At 74.9% G+C, this 21,723-nt stretch carries 24 protein-coding genes; 8 read left to right on the top strand and 16 right to left on the bottom strand.

Annotated features, from left to right (window positions below):
- Nucleotides 1-104 precede the first annotated feature (104 nt).
- From EF879_RS09145 to EF879_RS09135, 3 genes are all read left to right on the top strand, one after another.
- Entirely contained in the window at nucleotides 105-1,253 is a 1,149-nt protein-coding gene (locus EF879_RS09145) for a class I SAM-dependent methyltransferase (RefSeq protein WP_233604332.1), read from the top strand.
- 213 nt (nucleotides 1,254-1,466) lie between these two features.
- The gene (locus EF879_RS09140; protein WP_123556659.1) at nucleotides 1,467-2,156 is read left to right on the top strand and encodes a response regulator transcription factor; all 690 of its coding nucleotides are present in this window, start codon (nucleotides 1,467-1,469) and stop codon (nucleotides 2,154-2,156) included.
- 29 nt (nucleotides 2,157-2,185) lie between these two features.
- The gene (locus EF879_RS09135) at nucleotides 2,186-3,574 is read left to right on the top strand and encodes a HAMP domain-containing sensor histidine kinase (RefSeq protein WP_123556657.1); all 1,389 of its coding nucleotides are present in this window, start codon (nucleotides 2,186-2,188) and stop codon (nucleotides 3,572-3,574) included.
- 573 nt (nucleotides 3,575-4,147) lie between these two features.
- On the opposite strand, the gene EF879_RS09130 is transcribed toward EF879_RS09135, so the two are convergent.
- Both EF879_RS09130 and EF879_RS09125 read right to left on the bottom strand, forming a co-directional pair.
- A complete protein-coding gene (locus EF879_RS09130) occupies nucleotides 4,148-5,167 on the bottom strand; it encodes an adenosine deaminase (protein WP_123556655.1) in 1,020 nt (339 codons plus the stop codon).
- Complete coding sequence (locus tag EF879_RS09125; protein WP_123556652.1) at nucleotides 5,164-6,006, bottom strand: trans-aconitate 2-methyltransferase; 843 nt, start codon at nucleotides 6,004-6,006, stop codon at nucleotides 5,164-5,166. Before EF879_RS09125 ends, EF879_RS09130 begins: the two co-directional genes overlap by 4 nt.
- 106 nt (nucleotides 6,007-6,112) lie before the next feature.
- Between EF879_RS09125 and EF879_RS09120 the strand changes: the two genes are divergently transcribed.
- Both EF879_RS09120 and EF879_RS09115 read left to right on the top strand, forming a co-directional pair.
- Complete coding sequence (locus EF879_RS09120; protein ID WP_123556650.1) at nucleotides 6,113-7,096, top strand: aldo/keto reductase; 984 nt, start codon at nucleotides 6,113-6,115, stop codon at nucleotides 7,094-7,096.
- A gap of 170 nt (nucleotides 7,097-7,266) precedes the next feature.
- Nucleotides 7,267-7,488: a hypothetical protein gene (locus tag EF879_RS09115; RefSeq protein WP_123556982.1), complete on the top strand. Its 222-nt coding sequence runs from the start codon at nucleotides 7,267-7,269 to the stop codon at nucleotides 7,486-7,488.
- A gap of 120 nt (nucleotides 7,489-7,608) precedes the next feature.
- Here the strand turns inward: EF879_RS09115 and EF879_RS09110 are convergent, their stop codons facing one another.
- The 7 genes from EF879_RS09110 to EF879_RS09080 form a co-directional block, all read right to left on the bottom strand.
- A complete protein-coding gene (locus EF879_RS09110) occupies nucleotides 7,609-7,812 on the bottom strand; it encodes a cold-shock protein (protein WP_007075740.1) in 204 nt (67 codons plus the stop codon).
- 305 nt (nucleotides 7,813-8,117) lie between these two features.
- A complete protein-coding gene (locus EF879_RS09105) occupies nucleotides 8,118-8,825 on the bottom strand; it encodes an LppX_LprAFG lipoprotein (RefSeq protein WP_123556648.1) in 708 nt (235 codons plus the stop codon).
- A 28-nt stretch (nucleotides 8,826-8,853) separates the two neighbouring features.
- Nucleotides 8,854-9,126: a DUF4235 domain-containing protein gene (locus EF879_RS09100; protein WP_123556646.1), complete on the bottom strand. Its 273-nt coding sequence runs from the start codon at nucleotides 9,124-9,126 to the stop codon at nucleotides 8,854-8,856.
- 127 nt (nucleotides 9,127-9,253) lie between these two features.
- Nucleotides 9,254-9,565 (bottom strand): DUF3618 domain-containing protein, encoded by a 312-nt coding sequence (locus tag EF879_RS09095; protein WP_123556644.1) that lies wholly within the window; start codon nucleotides 9,563-9,565, stop codon nucleotides 9,254-9,256.
- Nucleotides 9,562-9,993 (bottom strand): phage holin family protein, encoded by a 432-nt coding sequence (locus EF879_RS09090; protein ID WP_123556642.1) that lies wholly within the window; start codon nucleotides 9,991-9,993, stop codon nucleotides 9,562-9,564. The genes EF879_RS09095 and EF879_RS09090 overlap by 4 nt, the downstream gene beginning before the upstream one ends.
- Nucleotides 9,994-10,269: 276 nt before the next feature.
- The gene (locus EF879_RS09085) at nucleotides 10,270-11,490 is read right to left on the bottom strand and encodes a mechanosensitive ion channel family protein (RefSeq protein WP_123556640.1); all 1,221 of its coding nucleotides are present in this window, start codon (nucleotides 11,488-11,490) and stop codon (nucleotides 10,270-10,272) included.
- A gap of 314 nt (nucleotides 11,491-11,804) precedes the next feature.
- On the bottom strand, nucleotides 11,805-12,164 hold the full coding sequence (locus EF879_RS09080; protein ID WP_123556638.1) for a hypothetical protein: 360 nt from the start codon (nucleotides 12,162-12,164) through the stop codon (nucleotides 11,805-11,807).
- 258 nt (nucleotides 12,165-12,422) lie between these two features.
- Here EF879_RS09080 and EF879_RS09075 point away from each other — a divergent pair, with 258 nt between their 5' ends.
- Nucleotides 12,423-12,707, top strand: a complete 285-nt coding sequence (locus EF879_RS09075) for a GNAT family N-acetyltransferase (RefSeq protein WP_123556636.1) — start codon at nucleotides 12,423-12,425, stop codon at nucleotides 12,705-12,707.
- Nucleotides 12,708-12,902: 195 nt separating this feature from the next.
- Here EF879_RS09075 and EF879_RS09070 read toward each other — a convergent pair whose 3' ends face one another.
- Both EF879_RS09070 and EF879_RS09065 read right to left on the bottom strand, forming a co-directional pair.
- The gene (locus EF879_RS09070; protein WP_148086393.1) at nucleotides 12,903-13,679 is read right to left on the bottom strand and encodes a DUF6042 family protein; all 777 of its coding nucleotides are present in this window, start codon (nucleotides 13,677-13,679) and stop codon (nucleotides 12,903-12,905) included.
- Between the two features lie 202 nt (nucleotides 13,680-13,881).
- Nucleotides 13,882-15,420, bottom strand: coding sequence for a glycoside hydrolase family 3 protein (locus EF879_RS09065; RefSeq protein ID WP_123556632.1), 1,539 nt, complete (start codon nucleotides 15,418-15,420; stop codon nucleotides 13,882-13,884).
- A 140-nt stretch (nucleotides 15,421-15,560) separates the two neighbouring features.
- On the opposite strand from EF879_RS09065, the gene EF879_RS27205 reads away from it, so the two are divergent.
- Together EF879_RS27205 and EF879_RS09060 are read left to right on the top strand one after the other, a co-directional pair.
- The gene (locus EF879_RS27205; protein ID WP_158624145.1) at nucleotides 15,561-15,737 is read left to right on the top strand and encodes a hypothetical protein; all 177 of its coding nucleotides are present in this window, start codon (nucleotides 15,561-15,563) and stop codon (nucleotides 15,735-15,737) included.
- Between the two features lie 275 nt (nucleotides 15,738-16,012).
- Complete coding sequence (locus EF879_RS09060; RefSeq protein ID WP_123556631.1) at nucleotides 16,013-16,519, top strand: hypothetical protein; 507 nt, start codon at nucleotides 16,013-16,015, stop codon at nucleotides 16,517-16,519.
- A 142-nt stretch (nucleotides 16,520-16,661) separates the two neighbouring features.
- On the opposite strand, the gene EF879_RS09055 is transcribed toward EF879_RS09060, so the two are convergent.
- The 5 genes from EF879_RS09055 to EF879_RS09035 are packed head-to-tail and all read right to left on the bottom strand — an operon-like array spanning nucleotide 16,662 to nucleotide 21,723.
- Nucleotides 16,662-17,675, bottom strand: a complete 1,014-nt coding sequence (locus EF879_RS09055; RefSeq protein WP_123556980.1) for a DNA topoisomerase IB — start codon at nucleotides 17,673-17,675, stop codon at nucleotides 16,662-16,664.
- Nucleotides 17,659-18,720 carry a glycosyltransferase family 9 protein gene (locus EF879_RS09050; RefSeq protein WP_123556629.1) on the bottom strand — a complete coding sequence of 354 codons (1,062 nt, stop codon included), beginning with the start codon at nucleotides 18,718-18,720 and terminating at the stop codon, nucleotides 17,659-17,661. The genes EF879_RS09055 and EF879_RS09050 overlap by 17 nt, the downstream gene beginning before the upstream one ends.
- Nucleotides 18,717-19,439 (bottom strand): SDR family oxidoreductase, encoded by a 723-nt coding sequence (locus tag EF879_RS09045; RefSeq protein WP_123556628.1) that lies wholly within the window; start codon nucleotides 19,437-19,439, stop codon nucleotides 18,717-18,719. The genes EF879_RS09050 and EF879_RS09045 overlap by 4 nt, the downstream gene beginning before the upstream one ends.
- On the bottom strand, nucleotides 19,436-20,965 hold the full coding sequence (locus EF879_RS09040; protein ID WP_123556626.1) for a PfkB family carbohydrate kinase: 1,530 nt from the start codon (nucleotides 20,963-20,965) through the stop codon (nucleotides 19,436-19,438). Before EF879_RS09040 ends, EF879_RS09045 begins: the two co-directional genes overlap by 4 nt.
- The gene (locus EF879_RS09035; RefSeq protein ID WP_370375468.1) at nucleotides 20,962-21,723 is read right to left on the bottom strand and encodes an SIS domain-containing protein; all 762 of its coding nucleotides are present in this window, start codon (nucleotides 21,721-21,723) and stop codon (nucleotides 20,962-20,964) included. Before EF879_RS09035 ends, EF879_RS09040 begins: the two co-directional genes overlap by 4 nt.

Here is a 21,723-nt window from a genome sequence, read left to right as displayed (position 1 = left end):
GATCTGGGCGATTCTGACGACGCCGCGCTCGGCGGCTGTGCAGATGCTATCGGTCCTGCCGTTTCCGCCTGCCGGCACCGGTGGCTCGGCGTTAGATTGACGCCGTGACCGCCGTCGACGCCATCAGCGCGCTGGACCGCCGCTACCGGAGCTTCTTCGCCAGCCGGCCGGCGATACCGTTCGCGGTGGTCGAGGCGGATGGCCGGACCCGGATCCTCGGCCCCGGCGACCCGCGGTTCACGATCGTGATCAAGGACGAGCGCGGGGCGAAGGCGCTGGCCACGCTCGACCAGTTCGCGGTGGCGGTGGCGTACCTGCAGGGCTCGCTGGACGTCGACGGCGACCTCGCCGCCGCCCTACGCATGCGCGCGTTCTTCCCCGACCGGCACCCCCTCGCCTTCCTCGGCCGGTTCGTCCCCGGGTTGCTGCGGGGACGCCGCGAGGACGACCGGCGGTCGATCTCACACCACTACGACGAGGACTCGGAGTTCTTCCTGACCTTCCTCGACCGGCGACACCGCTGCTACACCGAGGGCGTCTTCGCCTACGACGACGAGCCGCTCGAGGACGCGATGACCCGGAAGATGGATCTGGCGCTGGCGGCGCTCGGGGTCGGGCCGGGCGACCACGTGCTGGAGGTCGGCGGCGGCTGGGGCGCCTTCGCCGAGTACGCCGCCCGCCAGGGGATCCGGGTCACCACGACGACCCTGTCGCGGGAGTCGGAGCGCTTCCTCACCGACCTCGTCGCACGCGAGCAGCTGCCGGTGCGGGTGGTCCGGCAACACATCTTCAGCTACTCGCCCGGTGAGCGGTACGACGCGATCGTCAACATGGGGGTCACCGAGCACCTGCCCGACTACAAGACCACGCTGCGCAAGTACGCCGAGCTGCTCCGCCCCGGCGGCCGGGTCTACCTGGACGCGCTCGCGATGCGTCGCAAGCACCTCGTCTCGACCTTCATGAAGCGGTACGTCTATCCCGGCGCCTCCGCCCCGCTGCTGCTGCACCAGTACCTGCGGCACGTGGCACGTTCCCCGTTCGAACTGCTCAGCCTGGTCGACGACCGGCACAACTACTACCTGACCTGCCGGGAGTGGGCACGCCGGTTGGACGCCGCCCGGGAGGAGATCGTTCGACGCTGGGGCGAGCCGCTGTACCGGCGGTTCCGGCTCTTCCTCTGGGGGTCGGCGGCCGGCTTCGACACCGGGCTGGTGCAGGCGTACCGCTGGGTGCTCGAGCTGCCCGCCCGGTAGGGCGGCGGCCCGGCCGCCGGACCGCTGGCCGGGCCGCCCGGGCGCGGTCCGGGCCGCCCGGGCGCGGTCCGGGCCGGATCGACCGCCAACGGCCTCCCCGCGCCACGTCGTGACCTGCTGATCCGCCCGCGCCGGCGCCCCGCCGGACGCCGGTCCGACCCGACTCGCCGGGCACCGATCCACCCGACTTGCCATGCGCAGTACGGTCATCAGGTGGCCACGGTGCTGTTGGTCGAAGACGACCATGTCGTACGCGGCGCAATGCTGCGCTCCCTCGCTGACCGCGGGCACGCGGTGCACGCGGTCGGCACGGCGCTCGACGCACTGCGCCGGGTTGCTGCCCAGACTCCCGATCTGGTCGTCCTGGACCTCGGGCTACCCGACCTGGACGGCGCCGACGCGCTGCGGATGCTCCGCGGCATCACGGACGTGCCTATCATCATCGCCACAGCCCGCGACGACGAGCAGTCGATCGTCCGGCTGCTTCGCGCCGGCGCCGACGACTACATGGTCAAGCCCTTCACCGGGGCGCACCTGGACGCCCGGATCACCAGCGTGCTCCGCCGGGTCGGCCGGGCCAGCCGGACGGTGGAGCCGGCCGTGTACTGCGTCGGCGGGCTCCGCATCGACGTCGGCGAGCGCAGCGCGTACCTCGACGGGGTGCCACTGGCGCTGACCCGCAAGGAGTTCGACCTGCTGGCCTACCTCGCGGCGCGACCCGGCCGCGTCGTATCCCGCCGGGAACTGTTGGAGGAGGTATGGCGGCAGCCCTCGGTCGGCGAGGATCAGACCATCGACGTGCACCTGTACTGGCTGCGCCGCAAAATGGGCGAGTCCGCGGCGAAGCCGCGCTACCTGCGCACCGTGCGGGGAGTCGGGTTCCGGTTGGTGGCACCGGACTGAGGCTGGCCCTCGCCTACCTCTCGGCCGGCATGACCACCATCGTCGCGCTGGCCTTCCTCATCCCGCTCGGTACGGCGCTGCAACGCGACGCCCGCCAGGAGGCCCTCGCGGACGCGGCCCGGCGCAGCGCCATCGTCCGGGGTGCCCTGACGGTCGGTTCCGACCCGGCTGCGCTCGGCCGGGCCATCGAGATCGCCGGTGCCAACGCGCCAGCGCCGCCGTTCGTGCACGGGCTCTCCACCGGCGGTACGCCCCGGGCCGCGGCCGCCGACGTGGACCGCGCGGTCCAGAACGGGTCGCCGGTCGTCGCCGACGTCCCCGGTGGGGTGGTCCGGCTGGAGCCGGTGCCGGTCGCCGGCCGGGTCCTCGTGGTCGAGGTCTTCGTGACCAAGGCGGCCCTCACCGCCGGAACCCGCGGCACCTGGCTGATCCTGATCCTGATCGCGCTCGGCCTGGTGATCGCCTCGGTGATCGTGGTGGACCGGCTCGCCGCCCGGGCGGTGGCGTCGGCCAGGGAGCTGGTCCGGGCCGCCCTCGCGGTCGGCGACGGCGACCTCGGGGTGCGGATCCAACCGAGTGGCCCCCGGGAACTGGCCGAGGCGGGGTACGCCTTCAACCGGATGGCGGACCAGCTGGTGGCGCTCCGCGCGGACGAGCGGGAGCTGGTCGCCGACCTGTCGCACCGGCTCCGCACCCCGCTGACCGTGCTGCGCCTCGACGCCGACGCGCTGGACTCCGACGACACCAGCGTGGGCTCGTTCAGCGCCGCCGAACTCGACCGGCGCCGGACCATCCGGCGCATCCGGCAGGCGATCGCGACACTGGAGGGCGAGGTCGACGTCCTGATCAACACCACCCGCAAGGCGGTCACCCAGGAGACCGGGCCGGCCAGTTGCGACGCCAGCGAGGTGGTCCGGGACCGGATGGTCTTCTGGTCGGCCCTCGCCGGCGACCAGGGCCGCGCGCACCGGGTCATCGGCGCGCACACCCGGATCCCGGTGCCGGTCCCCCGCGCCGAACTGGCGGCGGCGCTCGACGCGGTGCTCGGCAACGTGTTCCGGTACACCCCGCAGGGGACCGAGTTCGAGGTCGCCGTCTCCCGCCGGGACGGCTACGTGGCGATCCGGATCGACGACGCGGGCCCCGGCATCGCGGACCCGGACCGGGCGCTCCGGCGGGGCGCCAGCGACCAGGGCTCCACCGGGCTGGGGCTGGACATCGCCCGCCGGGTCGCCCAACAGGCCAACGGTTCGGTCAGCATCGACCGGGCCCGGCTCGGCGGGGCGAGCGTGGTGATGCTGCTCGCCGACCCGGAGGCGCCGCCCCGGCAGGTAAGCCGGTTCGGGCTGGTCGGTCGGCTCGCCCGCGAGCGCGAGTCCGGCAGCCGTCGCCGCTGGACGCGGCGGTCCAACCGGTGAGCACGCCTCGGCCGTGGGGCTGGTGAGCACGCCGGACCCGGCGGGTGGGCACGCCTCGGCCGTCCGGCGGGCGGGGCAACCCGACGGCCCGGCCCCCGGACCACCCGCCGGCGCACCGTCCGGCTCGCCGCCGACCGCGTCAGCTGCCGCCCACTCGCCTCGAATCCGAGTGAAGTTCTGGTTCGGCGCAAGTCTTCCTTAGAACTGGCTTAACGACGTACCCGCGGCTCGGTTCCGGTGACACCATCGATCGCGATCCCATCCCGCTCCACCGGGCCACCCCCCACAGATGATCGCCCCAAACGACGGCCCGGGGAGCAACGCGTGCGGCGGGAGCACGGTCCCCCACACCAAGACTCCCGCCGCACGCGGATCCCCAGGTGACATGGGCAGCGTCGCCCCCTCGACCGCTGGCCCGGCGCGGCCGCCCGCAGCACCCCGCGCCGGGCCAGCCCACACCCGGCCGGCCACCGTACCCGCCGGTACGGGAGGCCGCCGGGTCGTCACCGGAGTCGCGCACCCGCACCCGGTCGGGGCTCGCCCCGCCGCCGACCCCATCGGCGGCGTCCCACGTCACGACCGGGCGAGGTAGTCGTCGATCTCGGCATGCAGCTTCCTCTTCTCCGGCTCGGGCAGGAAGGAGACGCTGACCGCGTTCCGGGCCAGGGCGGCGACCCCGGCCGCGTCGAGGTCGAGCAGCCGGGCCGCGACGGCGTACTCGTCGTTCAGGGTGGTGCCGAACATCGGCGGGTCGTCGGAGTTGATGGTGACCAGCAGGCCGGCCGAGACGAGCCGCGGCAGCGGGTGCTCCTCGAGCGAAGCCACCGCCCGGGTCCGGACGTTCGAGGTGGGGCAGACCTCCAGCGGGATCCGCCGCTCGGCGAGGTGGCGAAGGAGCTCGGGGTCACGGGCCGCGGCGATGCCGTGTCCGATCCGCTCCGCGCCCAGCTCGCGCAGCGCGTCCCAGATGGTCTCCGGGCCGGTCGTCTCACCCGCGTGCGGCACGGAGTGGAGTCCGGCCGCCCGGGCCTGGTCGAAGTACGGCTTGAACTGCGGCCGGGGCACCCCGACCTCCGGACCGCCCAGACCGAAGCTGATCAGCCCCGCCGGCTGCTCGTCGAGCGCGATCCGCAGGGTCTCCTCGGCCGCCGGCAGCCCCGCCTCGCCCGGGATGTCGAAGCACCAGCGCAGCACGACGCCGAGTTCGGCCTCGGCGGCGACTCGGGCATCCTCGATCGCCTCGCAGAACGCCGGAGCCGGAATCCCCCGGTGCACGTGCGAGTACGGCGTGACGGTCAGCTCCGCGTACCGGACCTGCTGTCGGGCCAGCTCCCGGGCCACCTCGAAGGTCAACAGCCGGACGTCCTCCGGGTCCCGGATGAGGTCCACGACGCTGAGGTAGATCTCGATGAAGTGGGCGAAGTCCCGGAACTCGAAGTAGCCGGCGAGGGCGTCCGGGTCGGCCGGCACCCGGGTCCGTCCCTCGTGCCGGGCGGCCAACTCCGCCACGATTCGCGGCGAGGCGGAGCCGACGTGGTGGACGTGGAGTTCCGCCTTGGGCAGGCCGGCGATGAACGCCGAGAGGTCGGTCACGAGGTTTCTCCCTGGGGTCGGGCGCCGGTGCGGGCGACAACGAAGATACGGCGGAACGGAAAGTACACCCACCCGTTTCGGGCCGGATACGCCGTCGCGAGCCGCTCGCCGAGCGCGGCCCGGAAGTCGTCCCAGGCGGCGCCACCGCCCAGGACGGCCCGGACCGGGCGCAGCGCGGTCCCCTCCAGCCAGCTCAGCACCGGGTGCGCCGCACCGTCGTCGACCGGTAGCAGGTGCACGTAGGTCGTCTCCCAGGCGTCGACCCGGCAGCCGGCGTCGGCCAGCAGCGCGGCGTAGCCGACCGGGTCGTCACCGACCTCACCCCCGGCCGGACCGGGGCGCAGGACCGGGGCGACCACGTCCCGCCAGCGCGGCTCGTTGGCGAGCGTCCGCAGCGCCTGATGCGACGGCGCCCCGAAGTTCCCCGGGAGCTGGAACGCCAGCCAGGCCCCGGCGGGCAGTTCCCGGGCCCAGCGCCGCAGCAGGGCGTCGTGGCCGGGAACCCACTGGAGCATGGCGTTCGAGATCACGACGTCGACGTCGGGCCCGGGCGACCAGTCCCGGGCGTCACCCACCGCGAACTCAACCCGGGCCGCCTCCGGTGCCGTTCCGCCCGACCGGCGGGCGGCGGTCGCCGCCTCGATCATCTCGGGCGACGAGTCCAGGCCCACCACCCGGGCACCGGGCCAACGCTCCGCCAGGGTCAGGGTGAGGTTCCCGGGCCCGCAGCCGAGGTCGACCACCGTGCGGGGCCGTTCCGCCCCGACCCGGGCGAGCAGGTCGTAGAACGGCCGGGACCGCTCGTCTCCGTACCGGAGGTAGCTGGTCGGATCCCACATGACGCCTCCAAACCGTACGTACGTCTTGTTACATCGTACGCCCCGGCCAGGCCCGCCCCGCACCGGCCCCGCGCGGCCGGACCGCCTCCCGGATAGGCTTCGCGCCGTGGAACAACGCAGCTTCCCCCGGCTGGCCCGCCAGGTCGGCGTGGTGGGGCTCGGAACCTGGCAACTGGGCGCCGACTGGGGCCAGGTCAGCGAGTCCGAGGCTCTGGAGATCCTGGACGCCGCCGTCGAGGCCGGCGTCACCTTCCTCGACACCGCCGACGTCTACGGGGACGGTCGCAGCGAACGGCTCATCGGCCGGTTCCTCCGTCAACGACCCGACGCCGGGCTGATGGTGGCGACCAAGATGGGACGCCGGGTGCCGCAGACCCCCGAGGCGTACGTCCTGGAGAACTTCCGGGCCTGGACCGACCGTTCCCGGGCCAACCTCGGGGTCGACGTCCTCGACCTGGTGCAGCTGCACTGCCCACCCACCCCGGTCTTCCACACCGACGCGGTCTTCGACGCGCTGGACACCCTGGTCGCCGAGGAGCGCATCGCGGCGTACGGGGTCAGCGTGGAGACCTGCGACGAGGCGCTGGCCGCCATCGCCCGGCCCGGCGTCGCCAGCGTACAGATCATCCTCAACGCGTTGCGGCACAAGCCGATCGAGCGGGTGCTGCCGGCGGCGGCGACGGCCGGGGTCGGGATCATCGCGCGGGTCCCGCTGGCCAGTGGGCTCCTCTCCGGCCGGTACGACGAGCGGACGACCTTCCCGAGCGACGACCACCGCACCTACAACCGGCACGGCGCGGCGTTCGACGTCGGCGAGACTTTCTCGGGGGTGGACTACCAGGTGGGGCTCGCCGCGGTCCGGCGTCTGCTTCCACTGGTCCCGCCGGGTGCCACGATGGCGCAGGTCGCGCTGCGCTGGATCGTCGACCAGCCCGGGGTCACGGTCGTGATCCCCGGTGCGCGTACCGCCGCGCAGGCACGGGCGAACGTCGCCGCCGCCGACCTGGCCCCACTGACCGCGGAGGCGGTGACGACGATCGACGCCGTCTACGACGACCTGATCCGCCCCCAGGTGCACCACCGATGGTGACCCCGCCGGAACCCGTGACGACCCCGCCGGCCGAGGCCATCGGCGCCGACCGGACACCGGCGGCCGGCCCCGCGACGGTCGGCGAGGGCGCGGCCGACCGGACGGCGGCCGAGGCGCGGGCCGACGCCGGCCCGACCGACGCCGCCGTCGGCGGTACCACCGACGCGACGATGCGGGGCTGGTTCCGGCTCACCCTCGGGCTGCTCGCGGTGGTCGTCGGCGCGCTCTGGACCCTGCAGGGGCTGGGCCTGCTGGAGGACAGCGTGCTGAGCGGGGAGCTCGTCTGGGCGGTCGTCGGCCCGGGACTCGTCCTGGTCGGGCTGGTTCTGCTCCGCCTTGGGCTCCGGGCCCGGAACCGGCGTACGCCCTCCGGGTCGGACGCGTCGGGGTAACGACGCCCTCGACACCCGGACACGCGGCACCCGGACACGCGTCGAGCCCCGTGCGTCACGGGGCTCGACGCGGATCCGTAGGGAATCCCCATTCCAGGCCGGCGACCGGCCGTCACGGAATCAAATGGGGCGAACCTGCTCCGCCTGCGGGCCCTTCTGGCCCTGGGCGATCTCGAACTCCACCCGCTGGTTCTCCTCCAGCGTGCGGTAACCGCTGGTCTGGATGGCCGAGAAGTGGACGAACACGTCAGCACCCCCGCCGTCGACGGTGATGAAGCCGAAGCCCTTGTCTGCGTTGAACCACTTCACGGTTCCCTGCGCCATGTGTATCTCCTTCGGTTACGGGCGGCTGAGCACGCCGTGCGGCCGGTTGGCCGTTTTCGAGCAGCGGCGCCTCGAGTCGGCCCCCACGAAGGAGGACTTCCCTCGACCCACACTGTCTCAACAGCGGGGAACAGCAAACCACGTACGCAAAAACTCCGCCCAGCCTACCCGATGACGTCGCCGACATGTGACCCGAGGAGACCCGAGCCGGCCCGGCCGGCATCGGCGCAGTCCAGGCCCCTCGTCTGCGGACCGTCGCCGTCGTCGGACCTCGCCGCGGGGCACCCCGGCGGCGGGACGTCCCGCTACCGCGGAGCCCGGATGGTGACCGCTGCGTCGTAGTCCGAGAGGTTCACCGTCACCGCCCCGCCCTCGGTGCCGGGCAGCGGGAACGTGACCCGGTGCGGCACCGGTCGGTCGACGCCGATCCAGAGCGTGCCGACGACGTCCTCACCCACACCGGGCACGAGGGTCCCGAGGGTGGGGCCGGGCAGGGTGGCCCGGATCCGGTGGCAGGGCACCCCGTCGATGCTCTCCCGACCCTCGATGGTGCCGGTGGTCGTGGCCAGCAGGTGGGCGAGGCCGCGGTCCGGCGAGAGCAGCGCGGACGGGTCGTAGATCAGGGCCGCGGCCGACAGCGGCACGCGCTGCCACCGGACGGTGAGGCCGTTGACGTACAGGCTGTCGCCCTTGACCACGAACGACAGCTCCCGGGTCCCGGACGCCTGGACGAGCCGGGCGCTCCCCTGCGCCTCGCCCTCGGCGGTGACCACGCCCTCGGCGGCCCGAAGGTCGAGGACGGTGGCCGAGCCGGCGGTCGTCATCGCGAACCGGACGCTGCGGGCGCGGCCCACCTCGGCCGCCGCGGCGGTCAGCACCTCGCCGGCCGCGGCCCGGGGTGCCCCGGTGGCGTCGGCCGGGTCGCCGGGAGTCTCCGGGGTCCGGCCGGTACAGGCGACCAGGCCGGCAAGCAGCAGGGACAGCGCCCCGGCAAGGGCGAGGGACCGACGCATAGCCGAAGCGTACTCACGATGTCCCCGATCAGTCCGGCCAACGACCGGTGAACCGGCGGACGCCGATCGCGCCGGCGCGGTCCACCGCGGCCCGGACCACGGCGAAGATCGCGCCCTGCAGGGCGGCGGCGGCGAGGATCTCGCCCCACCCCCGGTGCTCGTCCGTGGCGTTCGGCGCGTCGCCGTCGCCGGACGCGAGCTTCCACACCTGCCGGAACACCGCGCCCGCGGCCACCCCCGCCGCCATGCCCAGCAGGATGCCCACCGGTCGGTAGGCGATCGTGTTCACCGTCTTGCCCATCCGGGCCTCCCTCCGGTCGTCGCTGACTCCCGCCCGGTCGCGCGGTCGGCCGTCGACTCCGTCGTTCCCACCCTCCCGCGGAGTGCGGCCTCGCCGCGCCGACGCCGGGGGCGGCGCGGTGCGGACGTCACCGGCGCCGGGCTCGGGCCACCACCAGCAGCGCCACCAGCGCGAGCGCCCCGGCGGCGGCCGCCGCCCAGGGGATCGGATGGCGTAGCGCCACCGCCCCCGCGTCGTGCAGGGAGTTCCGGACGTTCGCGGTGGTCTGGCCGGCACGCTGCCGCATCCGGTCGCGGGTCTGCGCGGCCGAGCCCTTGAGCCGCGCCTTCACGTCCGCCTTGGCCGCGAGGGCCTGCACCGTCTCGCTGAGTTCCGCCCGGGTCTGCCGGATCTCCGCCCGAAGCGCCTCCGGATTGCCGGATCCGTTGCTGCGGGTCATTCCCGTCCCCTGTCCCGGACCGCCGAGGCGACGGTACGCACGTCGGTCTTCAGGCTGTCGGCCGTGGCCGTCGGCACCGGCGGTGCCGCGCGGCGCATCCGCCGCCGGCCGGACAGGGCGACCACGCCGCCCAGGAGGAAGAACGCCCCCGCCACCACCAGTGCCGCCGCCCAGCCGGGAATCACCAGGGCCAACGCCAGCACCGCGGCGGCCGCGAGCACCCCGAGCCCGCAGAGCGCCAGTACTCCCCCACCGCCGAGCAGTCCGACCCCGATGCCGGCCTGCCGGCCCTTCTCGGTCAGTTCGATCCGGGCCAGCGCCAGCTCGTCGCGGACCAGCCGCGACAGCTGCTCGGTCGCGCGCTGGACCAGCTCCGCGGTGGACTGCTCCGCGACCGGTCGCGCGGGATCGCGTACGACCTCGGCCATGCTGCCCTCCTTCTCCGCTCCATGGGCGGTATGCCCCCGTCACCCGCCAGTCAATCCCCGTGTCCGGTGCGGCGCGACCCGGCACGTCGCGGCGGTCCGCCGGGGCGGTACCCGACCCGCGGTGCCACCACGCCGGGTGTCTGTTCGCCGACGTTCCGTTGCCGTTAGTGTCCGCCACCGATCCCGCCGATGACGGCGGATCGGGCAGGTCGACGGGGTGACGCCGACACCGGACGAGTGACGCGTCCGCCGGGTCGGCGAACCGGCCGGGGCCGGTCAGCGCGGCGGAGCCTCCGCCGGTTCGTCCGGGCCGAGGAAGGTGCTACCCCGGGCCTCACCGTCGTCGTCGCCGCCGAAGAGGCGGGCGTCGTCGGGCGGCTCGTGCTCCGCCGTCCGAACCGCGGACGGCCGCTCGGTCGGGGCGGGACCGGACGGTGGGCTCCACTGCCAGGGCAGCCGACCAGAGGCGTCCCCGACCTCGGCGCGCAGCCGGGGCAGCGCCGTCGGACGCCGGTCGCGCAGCCAGCCGACCAGGTGCTCCCGGACGAGGCAGCGCAGATCCCAGAGCCGCGGCGCGTCGGCCGCGCTGACCAGCGCCCGGAGCCGGACGAACCCGCCGACGGCGTCGGTGACCTGCAGGACGCAGGTCCGGCCGTCCCACAGCTCGGTCCCCTCCACCAGGCGGCGCAGTTCCTCCCGCATCGCCTGTACGTCCACCGACCAGTCCACGTCGAACTCGGCGGTGCCGAGCACCGCCGACTGGGTTCGGGTCCAGTTCTGGAACGGCCGGGTGGTGAAATACGAGGTCGGCAGGATCAACCGGCGGTCGTCCCAGATCTGGACCACCACGTAGCTGAGGGTCAGCTCCTCGATCCGGCCCCACTCCCCCTCGACCACGACGACGTCGTCGAGTCGGACCGCGTCGCTGAAGGCCAGCTGGAGCCCGGCGAAGACGTTGCCGAGGACGCTCTGCGCGGCGAGCGCGGCGATCGCCCCGATCACGCCGGCCGAGGCGAGCACGCTGGCGCCGACGCCGCGCACGCTGGGGAAGGTCATCAGCATCACGCCGGCGGTGAGGACCACGATGACCGCGATCGTGAGCCGCCGGAGCATCACGATCTGTGTTCGGATCCGCCGGGCCTGCCGGTTGTCCGGCACGTCGATGCGGAACCGGGCCAGCGCGGTGTCCTCGGTGACCAGCAGCAGGGACGCGACCAGCCAGGCGGTGGTCGCGATGACCGCCAGGACAAGCAGGTGCAACAGGGTCCGTCGCCAGGCGGTGTCGACGCCGTACCCGGTGCTGAACCGGACGCCGAACTGCACCGCGAGCACGGTCGCCGCCACCTGGAACGGCCGGTGCGCGTGCTCCGACAGCTCGGCGAGCAGGACCGACCGCCGGCCGAGCCGGCGCACGGTTCGGTGGACCGCCTCCACCGCCCCGAGCGCGACCACCGCCGCGCCGACGGCGACGACGGGCGTCCACAGGTAGCTCTGCACGGTTCTCCTCCCCCCGTACCGGACCGGTCGGCGCGCGGGCGGCCGGCCCGCCGCGTCAGCGCGGCACGCGGGGCGCGGGCCCGGGCGAGTGCGTGGGCAAAGACATGGAATGCCCAGGTTAGCCCGATACGCCGGGCCGAGCGGCGCAGATCTTCCGGCACCTCACATGCCCGGGCGAACCCGCGAAGGCGGCGACCCAACCAGGTCCCGGCCGCCCCGAAGTCGCTCGGCCGCGCGATCGGGAGCCGCCGCGCCTCCGCACGGGAGGCGTTCACCCGCGGACGCAAGGTGGGGATGCGGGGGCGGCGCGGGCGTCACCCGGGGTTGCGACCGATCCGTACCACGACCTGGTCGGCGTCGGCGCTCTCGATCGTCGCGTAGAGGCCGCCGACCTCGGTCGCCTGCTGGCCGACGGTGAGGGTCAACCGTTCGCCGGCCACCTCGATGGTGACCCGGTCGCCGTCGACGCCCACCAGCTTCGCCTCGACGCCGAGGATGCTGGCTCGCGCGTCGACGCCGCGGTTGAAGGTGACGGTGCAGGAGTCGAGCCCGCAGTCGGTGGTGGCGTTCTCCGAGCTGCAGCCGGTCAGAACGGCCGCGCCGAGAGCGAGGCCGGCAAGGAGCCCGGCGACGCGACGGACGGAAATGTGGCGGTACGGGGGAGAATTCGTCACCCCACCAAGGGTACCGAGGGTGATCCAGGCGGCCGTTCGTCCGCCTCCGCGCCCGTCCCGCCAGGGTGCCCGCCGTGCCGTTCGACATCACCCGGGTTCGGGCCACCCAGCCGGCACCGAACGAGGCGGCGGCGCTGCCCGGCCCCGCGTCGACCACGACGCCACGTCGAGGACGTCGACCGGGCTGGCCGCACTCGACCGGTTGACCGTGACCGGGGTCACCGACGCCGCCGGGCTGGTACGAGGAGAATCGATCCGGTGAACCTACTGGTCCAAGACAACCCCGCCGAACGCCGGTTCGAGATCCTGCTGGACGACAGCCTCGCCGGCTTCGTCGCCTACCGTGTCGAGGCCGGGACCCCGGTCCTGGTGCACACCGAGGTCGACCCGCGGTACGCGGGGAAGGGGGTCGGCAGCGCGCTGGCCCGGGGCGCCTTCGAACAGCTCCGCGACCGGGGCGACCGGGTCCGGGTCACCTGCCCGTTCCTGCTCGGGTACCTCGAACGACACCCCGAGTACGCCCCGGTGCTCGTCGACGACTGAACGGCGCGGGGAGACGGGGCCGAACGAGTCGTCGCCGCGGCCCGCGCCGACGCGTTGGGGTCGGCGACCGGTCCGCGTCGACCCGCCGCCGAGCCGGCGACGGATCGGGCCGGCGAGGGGCCGATCCGTGCACGCCTCCCCGGCCCGCACCGACGCGTGCTCCGGCGCGGTCTCCCGCCCGCCGCGGGCGTGTGGTCAGATCGCGTGCTCCGGGGCGGGGAGTTCGGTGAACGGGAAGCGTAGCCGGAAGTCGGGCCAGGGAACGGTGAGCCGCAGCGCCTCCGCGCTCCGGGCGGGCGTGACACCGAGGCCCGTGAACTCGGCGAGGTCGTCGAGCGAGCGCCGGGCCTGCTCGACGGTCACCCCGGCGGCGTTGGCGAGGTTCGGCAGGCTGGTCGTGACCACTCGGCGCCGCCACCGGCGCCGGGTTCGCTGTGCGAGCCGGCGGATCGCGATGGCGACCAGGACCGCCTGGTCGTCCCGCTGCGCGCGCAGCTCCAGCTCCCGCTCCCGCGGAGACAACGGGAGCACGTCCAGCGGGTCACGGTCCAGCCGGGGCCGCACCCACGGATCGCCGTCGCCCTCGTCGGTCACCTCGAACAGCCCGAGCCGGGCGAGGCAGAGCAGCAGCTCGCCGACGGTGTGCGGAACGGGAACGTCGCGTCGGCGGCACATCTCGGCGAAGAGTTCGATCCGGGTCGCGCGGACCCGGACCATCCAGGCGTAGTGCTCCCGGGCGTGCAACTCGGCGTGCGCGGCGTCCCGCCCGCCGTGCCGTCGCTGGGCACGGGCGACCCACTCCTCCACGCTGCCCGGATCGCACCACGCCGACTCGTCCCAGGGGACCATGCCGGACCACGCCGAGCGGCGAAACCGGGACGGTCCGGGAACGACGGTGAGATAGACGAACGCGCAGGGTAGCCACCGGATCCAGGACGGCGTAAGGGGAGCCCGCTGCCAGCGAGGGGTCACCGAAGGACGATACCGCAACTCGGCGTACACGTGGGGGCACCCATGGTGACCCAGCTCGATTCGGCAGTCGGTCGGCTCGGGGCCGGACGCCCGGGACGGGCGCGACGGATCCGATCAGGACGGTCGGGGGCGCCGGACCGGCACGGCCGGTGCGTGGGACGCGCCTGGCCGCCCCGGGGAGACCACGAGCCGGCACCCGCCGTCAGGACGGTACGACAACCGCCTCGACGGTGGCCCGGCCGGCGAGCACCTCGGCCGCGGCCCGGCCGGCGGCCCAGGAGGCACCGTGGGTCGCGAGGTGCAGTTGGCCGATGACCACCGCCGGCACCCCGAGTTCCACCACGACCGCCTCCGGGCGGATCGCCAGCGCCTGTCGTACCGCGTTCGCCATCCACGAGTGACGGTGCAGGTCACGGACCACCAGCACCAGGGGCCGACCACGGGCCGGGGCCAGCGCCTCGGCCGGCAGCTCACCGTCGGGGCCCAGGCGGTCCGCGGTCAGCCGGAGCGTCGTGGTGCCGGGCAGCAGCGTGGCGAGCGGCTCACCCACGCCCCACGGCGTCTCGGCGCCGGTGGCGATGTTGTGCGGTGGCGCGAACTCCAGCACGTGCGCCGGCCCCGCGAGCGGCAGCTTCCCCGCACCGGGGGCGGCGGTGAGCCGTACGGCCCGTCGTGCGGCGGCCAGCCCGAGCGGTGAGCCCCCCGTGCCGCGGCCGGCCCAGCCCGTACCGCCGACCCGGGCCGTACCCGTCCACGCCGCGAGCTGGGCCAGCCGTTTGGCCGCCTCGACCAGGCGTTCCTCGGGCAGGATGCCGGCGCGGACCGCCTCGACGATCGCGTCCCGCAGGCGCCGGGCGTCCGCCTCGTCGGCGTGTTCGCCGCCGATGCAGATCGTGTCCGCGCCGGCGGCCAGGGCTCGCACCGTGGCGCCGGCGAAGCCGTACCGGTGGGTGACGGCCCGCATCTCGATGGCGTCGGTGATCACGGCGCCCTGGAAGCCGAGTTCGTCCCGGAGGAGATCGGTCAGGATCCGGCGGCTCAGGGTCGCCGGCCACTCGTCGTCGATCGCCGGGACCAGCAGGTGGCCGGTCATCACCGCCTGCACGCCGGCGGCGATGGCGGCCCGGAACGGCACCAGCTCGCAGGCGTCGAGCCGGGACCGGGGCACGGCGATCCGGGGTACGGCCAGGTGGGAGTCGACGCTCGTGTCACCGTGCCCGGGGAAGTGTTTGGCACAGGCGGCGACGCCGGCGGACTGGAGGCCGCGTACCCAGGCGGCGGTGTGCCGGGCGACCAGCTCCGGATCGGCGCCGAAGGCCCGGACCCCGATGACCGGATTATCCGGGTTGGCGTTGACGTCCGCGTCGGGCGCGTAGTCGAGGTTGATCCCGACGGCCGCCAGCTCGGCGCCGAGATCCCGGGCGACCGCCTCGGTGAGGTCGACGTCGTCGACCGCGCCGAGCGCCAGGTTTCCGGGACGGGAGCTGCCGCGCCGGGACTCGATCCGGGTGACGTCGCCGGCCTCCTCGTCGATCGCCACCAGCACGTCGGCCCGTTCGGCCCGCAGCGCGGCGGTGAGCGTGGCGAGCTGCTCGTTGTCGACCACGTTGCGGGCGAACAGCACCACCCCGCCGAGCCCCTCCCCGAGCCACCGACGGACCCAGTCCGGCGGGGTGGTCCCCACAAAGCCCGGCTGTAGTACCGCGGCGGCCAGGCTGGTCAGGTCCGTCGTCTCACTCATCCCGCCGGTTCTCCCCCGTTTCTCCACACTGGACGCCTCCCCGGCCACGCCGGGTGCAAGCCATGGTCACACTCACCCCAAGAATAGTCAATAAACCTTCCTATTAATGGGAACGGTCCCCGCCGTGCGACAGTGCTTGCATGCCACACCACATCTCGGAAACCGGCCCGCGGCTGGCGGACCTGTCGTACCGGCTGCTCGCCGCCGAGGACACGGCCTGGTCGGACATCCCCGGCGTCCGGCTCGTCGGCGCCATCCTCGGCACCGTGCTCCTGGTCGCCGCCCTCCGGGCGATGTTCGGCAAGAGCGGCCGGTAGCCCACGCCCGGGCGCCACCCGACCTCACGTGCCGTCCGCCGCCCGGAGTGGGCCGCGACACGGCCACGACGAGGGCCGGACGTCCTCTGTGGAGAGCGGGGCTTCACGACAGGTTGGCGCCACGCCGCTCTCGGCGCCGGTGGTCAGCCGGCGGGACCGGCTCGCCCCGATCCCGGAGGGATCCACGATGCCGGCGACGCTCGGCGTTTCGCGTTGCGGGGGGCGCGCCCGTGCCGTGAGATGTGGTGGTTTGCCATCAGGGAAGGGATGTTGCCGTGACCGAGCAACCGCTGTACGCGACCGAGTTCGGGTTCTCCGACGACGAATGGGGGCTTCTCGTCGGGCTGCCCCAGTCGGTGGTCACCGCCGCCAGTGCCGCCGAGTCGGACAGCAGCCGCCGGACCAGGTCGGAGAACGCCGCCGGCCTGGAGTCCATCGCCGCCGGCCGGGAGTCGGCCAGTCGGCTGGTCGCCGCCGTCGCCGGTGAACTGGTGGCCCGGATCGGCGACCCCGAGGCGGGCGAGGAGCTGCCGGCGATCGAGCCGGCCGATCCGAAGGCGATGATCGCCGACGTCCTTGCCCGGGCGAAGCGCGCCGCCGACCTGCTCGCCCGCCGGGTCGACGAGGGCGAGGCCGGCGCGTACAAGCACTGGCTGCTCTCGATCGCCGACAACGTCGTCACCGCCGCGCCGACCGGCGGCGTGCTGGGGCTGGGCGGCGAGACGGTCTCCGAGGCCGAGCGACGGTTCCGGGACGAACTCGCCCACGTTCTCACCGACTGAGCCGCCGCGGCCGCCGGCCGTACGGCGCCGGCATCGCGGCGGCCGGGCCCGGCCCGTACCGTCCGCCCGGCCCCGCGACCGGCCCGCCGCCGACCCGGACCCCACCCGCCGACCCGTACCGCCCCGCGGTGCCGGTACGGCGTTACCGGCGCCCCGACCTCGCGGCGGACGGCGGGTTCGGGTGGAGGAGGTCGAGCACCGCGGCCTCGGCGACGTCCCGCGGCGCGTCGGCGGCGACCCGCGCCAGCACCCCGTCGTGGTAGAGGTCGACCACCCGCGGGTGCACGTAGGAGGCGCGCGCCACCGCTGGGGTGTTGCCGAGCAGTGCGGCGACCTCCCGCATCACCGCCGCCACGGCCCGGCGGCGACCGGCGGCGGAGCGCGGCGGGGCGTCACCAGCCAGCCGGGTGGCCGCGAGCACGGTCGCGTGCCAGGTCCGGAAGTCCTTGGCCGTCATCTCGCCGCCGCTCGCCGCGCGCAGGTAGTCGTTGACCTCGTCGCTGCGGACGTCCCGCCACGCCCGTCCGTCCCAGTAGCCGAAGAGCCGCGCCGCACCGCGGCGGCGCCGCCGCAGCGCCCGTAGCACCTGGCACAGCCGCGGGTCGTCGACGCGCAGCACCTGATCGATGCCACCCTTGGCCGGGAACGCGAAGATCACCGCGCCGCCCCGGCACCGGAGGTGCTCGGGCCGCAGCGTCGCAACGCCGAACGTCGGGTCGTCGCCGGCCGCGTACTGGTCGCTGCCGATTCGGAACGTCCCCATGTCCAGCAGCTTGGCCACCGTCGCCAGCACCCGGGGCCGGCGCAGCCCACGGGTGGCGAGATCGGCGTCGACCCGTCGGCGCAGCGTGGGGAGCCGGGTCGCCACCTCGAGGACGTGGTGGAACTTGGCCTGGTCCCGGCGCGTCCGCCACAGTGGATGGTAGAGGTACTGCCGTCGCCCGGCCGCGTCGACACCGACCGCCTGGATGTGCCCCGCCGGATGCGGACAGATCCAGACGTCCCGCCAGGCGGGCGGGATCGCCAGGGCCCGGAGCCGAGCGATCTCGTCCGGATCGCGCAGCGGTCGCCCCTCGGTGTCGAGGAACCGCACCCCCCGGCCGTACCGGCGCCGCCCGTAGCCGGGCGCGGCCAGGTCGCTACGCCGCAGTCGCACGGTCCCGTCCCGCACGTACGTCCCGGTCCCGGCCCGCCCGCTCGGCCTCGGCCGCGGCGGTGAGGACCTCGTCGACCCCGATCGCGGCCAGCGTCGGATGCGGCCGGTGCCGACCGTCCCCGGACCCGGCCGCGACGTCGTCGGGCGACCCTAGGGCGGAATCGGCGTCCGGGGCGCCGAGGGCCGGAGAGCCAGCGGCGGCCGGGGAGCCGGCAGCCGCCCGGTCGGAGCCGAGGACCCGGTGCCAGGGCCGATCCGGCGGCGGTCCCCACCGGTGCGGCGGAACCGGGCCGAAGAGCACCACCGACGGGGTCCGGTACGCGGTGGCCAGGTGGGCCACTCCGGTGTCCGTACTGACCAGCAGCCGGCCGTACGCGACCAGCGCCGCGAGCTCGACCAGGCCGAGCCGCCCCGCCAGCGCGGCGGTGTGCGGCAGCCCGGCGCCACGGACCACCCGCTCCACCAGCGCCCGCTCCCCCGGCGAGCCGGTCACCACGACCCTGTGCCCGGCCCGGGCCAGTTCCCGGGCCACCGCCGCGAAGCGCGCCGGGGGCCAGCGGCGGGCGCTGCCCTTGCCGCCCGGATGCACCACGGTCGCCCCGACCGACACCCGGCCGGGCGCCGGGCGCCGCAGCTCCAGGTCCCCCGGGTCCGCCTCGATGCCGTACCAGCGCAGCAGACGACACCACCGGTGCACCTCGTGCTCGTCGTCGTGCCAGACCGGGCCATCCAGGTGCCCCGCCTCCGGGCAGCGGAAGGCGCAGAGCCGCTCGGCCCCCGCGGCCTGGAGCAGCCGGTGTGACTCGGGACCCCGCCCGTGCAGGTTGACCGCCCAGTACGGCACCGGGCCCCGCCACTCGACCCGGTCCAACCCGTCGGTGGGGATCACGTTGTCGACGTCGCCGACCAGTTCCACCAGCGGGGTGAGCCAGTCGGGCGCGGCAACGGTCAGGGTGTGCTCCGGAAAGGCGGCACGCAGTCCGCGCAGCGCCGGCACCGCCGTCGCCAGGTCACCCACCCCGAGCGCCCGCAGCACCAGGATCACGGGTACGACGACTCCCGATCCGCGCAGACCACGAGTTCCCGGATCGCACAGCCGGGCGGCTGGCGCAACGCGAACACCACGGCGGCGGCGACGTCGGCCGGATCGGTCAGGGCGGCGTCCGGACCGGGCCGGTACTGCTCGGCGCGACCGTCGAAGAAGGCGGTCCGCATCCCGCCAGGGATCAACAGCGTCACCCCGACCGAGCCGGCGAGCTCGGCGGCCAACGCCCGGGTGAACCCCACCACCCCGAACTTCGCCGCACAGTACGCGGTGGCATCGCTGACCGCCTTCACCCCCAGGGTCGACGCCACCGTCACCACGGTGCCGGCCGAGCGCTCCAGGTACGGCAACGCGGCCCGGACCACCGCCGCCGTGGCGAGCAGATCGACCGTGACCACCCGCTCCCAGGCCTCCGCCGGAACCTCCGCCAACCGACCCGGAGTGTCGATACCAGCGGCGGTCACCACCCCGGAGAGCCCACCCGCTCGCTCGGCCAGTTCTCGGGTCGCCGCCTCGGCGGCCCGGGTGTCGGCCAGGTCGCAGGCGACCCACGGCACCTGCACGCTCGGCGCCCGCTGGTCAAGGACGCAGGGCCGGCCTCCGGCCGCGGCGATCGCGGTCACCACCGCCGCCCCGAGGCCGCTGGCGCCACCGGTGACCAGGACCGCACCGTCGGCCGCGACCGGGGCCGGTCGGCCGCCCGCCACCGCGCCGGTCATCGGGTCCCACCCACCGGCCGGGCACCCGCCCGGGCCGCGGCGATCATGCTGCTGGTCGAGCGACCGTCCAGGTAGGGCACCACGACGGCGTACCCGCCCCAGCGCCGCAGCATCTCGGCCTCCGGCAGGTCCGGGCCGTCGCCCCCGGTGCCGTAGTCCCCGCCCTTGACCCAGACGTCCGGGCGCAGCCAGGAGAGCACCGCGTTCGGGGTCGGCTCGTCGAAGATCACGACCGCGTCCACGCAGCCGAGGGCGGCCAGCAGCCGGGCCCGGTCGGCGTGCCGGACCAGCGGCCGCTCCGGCCCCTTCAGCCCCGCCACGCTCTCGTCGGAGTTCACGCAGACCACGAGGCAGTCGCCGAGCTGGCGCGCCGCCTGCAGCGTCGCCACGTGCCCGGCATGCAGCAGGTCGAAGCATCCGCCGGTGGCGACCACGGTGCCGCCGACGGCGCGTACCCGGGCGACGACCTCGCCGGCCGCCCGTGGACCGATCCGGTCGCTCCAGTCCACGGCCGCGATCGGCACGGTGGCGCGTGCGGCCAGGCCGACACCGGGACCGTCACCGACGATCCGGCCGACCGGCGGCACCGCGGCGGCCGGCAGCCCGGTGCCGGCGCCGGACGGAAGCGGGGTCAGCACCGGTACGGCCTCGGCCACACCGCCGGCCGCCACGTACCCGGAGGCCTCGACGACGGCCCGCTGCACCGCCTCGGAAACCAGCGCCCCCTCGGCCAACGCCAGCGTCGCGGTGGCCGCGAACCGGTCGCCGGCCCCGCAGGTGTCGCCGTCGGCGCAACCGGGGGCGGGCACCATCAGCGGGGTCGCGCCGGCATGGCTGAGCAGTGCGCCCTCGCCGCCGAGGGTCACCGCCACGGCGGCGGCCCGCCACCGTTCCCGCAGGGCCTGGGCGCTGCGGGACGCGTTCGTCAGGCGGGAGCCGCCGGGCGCCACCCCGGCCAGTTCCCGGGCCTCCACCTCGTTCGGGGTGGCCAGTCGTACCCCGGGCACCGCCGCCGGTCCGCGGGGGTGCGGATCCCAGACGATCGGTGCCGTGCCGGCGGCCAGGGCCGACCGGAGGGTGGGATGGCGGGCCACGCCGCGGCCGTAGTCGCTGACCAGCACCGCCGTCGCCTCGGCCAGCAGTTCCAGCACGGCCTCGGACGGCTCCCCGGGTGGGCCCGCCGGGCCGCCCCGGTCGTGCCGTAGCAGCACCCGACCCCGGGTCCGCAGCCGGATCTTCTCGGGTGTGGCACCGGCCAGCGGCAGCCCGTAGACCTGCACCCCGGCCGCGTTGAGCAACTGGCTCAACCGAGCCCCACCCTCGTCGTCGGCCAGGGCCGTGACGAGCGCGACCTCGAACCCGCGCCCGGCGGCGAAGAGCGCGGCGAGCCCGGCGCCGCCGGGCCGGTCGACGCTGGTGTTCTCGTCGAGCACCGGCACCGGCGAATCCGGGCACAGCCGGTTCACCACTCCCTCGACGTCCCGGTCGAGCAGCGTGTCGCCGACAACCACGATCTGTCCGGTCACGGCTCCTCCTCGCTCGTCCCCAGGTCGATGCCGCCCGGCACCCGCAGCACGAGTTCGTCGGCCACCCCGGAGGGCCGGACCGGTGGGGTGGCGCCCGGCGCCGCCGGACCCGGCTCCGCCGCCGGTGCGCCCAGCGGGTTGGGCGACGGCTGGCCGGCGCCGTACCGGCCGGCCGGGCCGAGCAGCACCGGCAGGTGGGCGTCGACGTACGCGCAGAGGACGTGGGCCGAGACCAGGTGCAGTTCCTGCACCACCTGGTTGTCCGGCGAGGGAACCGCGAGGACGTCGGTGCAGGCGTCGGCGAGCGGGTTCGGCGTCGGCCCGGTTAACGCCCAACAGCGCAGGCCGAGTTCCCGGCCGGCCCGGGCGGCCCGGACCAGGTTGGCGCTGCGGCCGCTCGTCGAGAGCAGCAGCAGGATGTCGCCGGAGCGGCCGTGCGCGCGGACCTGCCGGGCGAAGACCTCGTCGAAGCCGTAGTCGTTGCCGAGCGCGGTGAGCGACGAGGTCTCCGCGCAGAGCGCGATCGCCGAGAGCGGAGCCCGGTCGTCGCGGAGCTTGCCGACCAGTTCGGCGGCGAGGTGCTGGGCCTCGGCCGCGCTCCCGCCGTTCCCGGCGACCAGCAGCCGCCCCCCGCCGGCCAGCAGTCGCGCCAGGTCGTGGCCCCAGCGGGCGAGCCGGCCCGCCACCGAGCGGTACGGCAACAGCGCCGAGGCGAGCCCGGCGAGGTGGCCGTCGAGCAGCTCCATCGACGTCGGCAC

The sequence above is a fragment of the Micromonospora sp. HM5-17 genome (assembly GCF_003762835.1).
Classification (GTDB): Bacteria; Actinomycetota; Actinomycetes; order Mycobacteriales; family Micromonosporaceae; genus Plantactinospora.
This window is presented reverse-complemented; position numbering and strand designations above follow the sequence as displayed.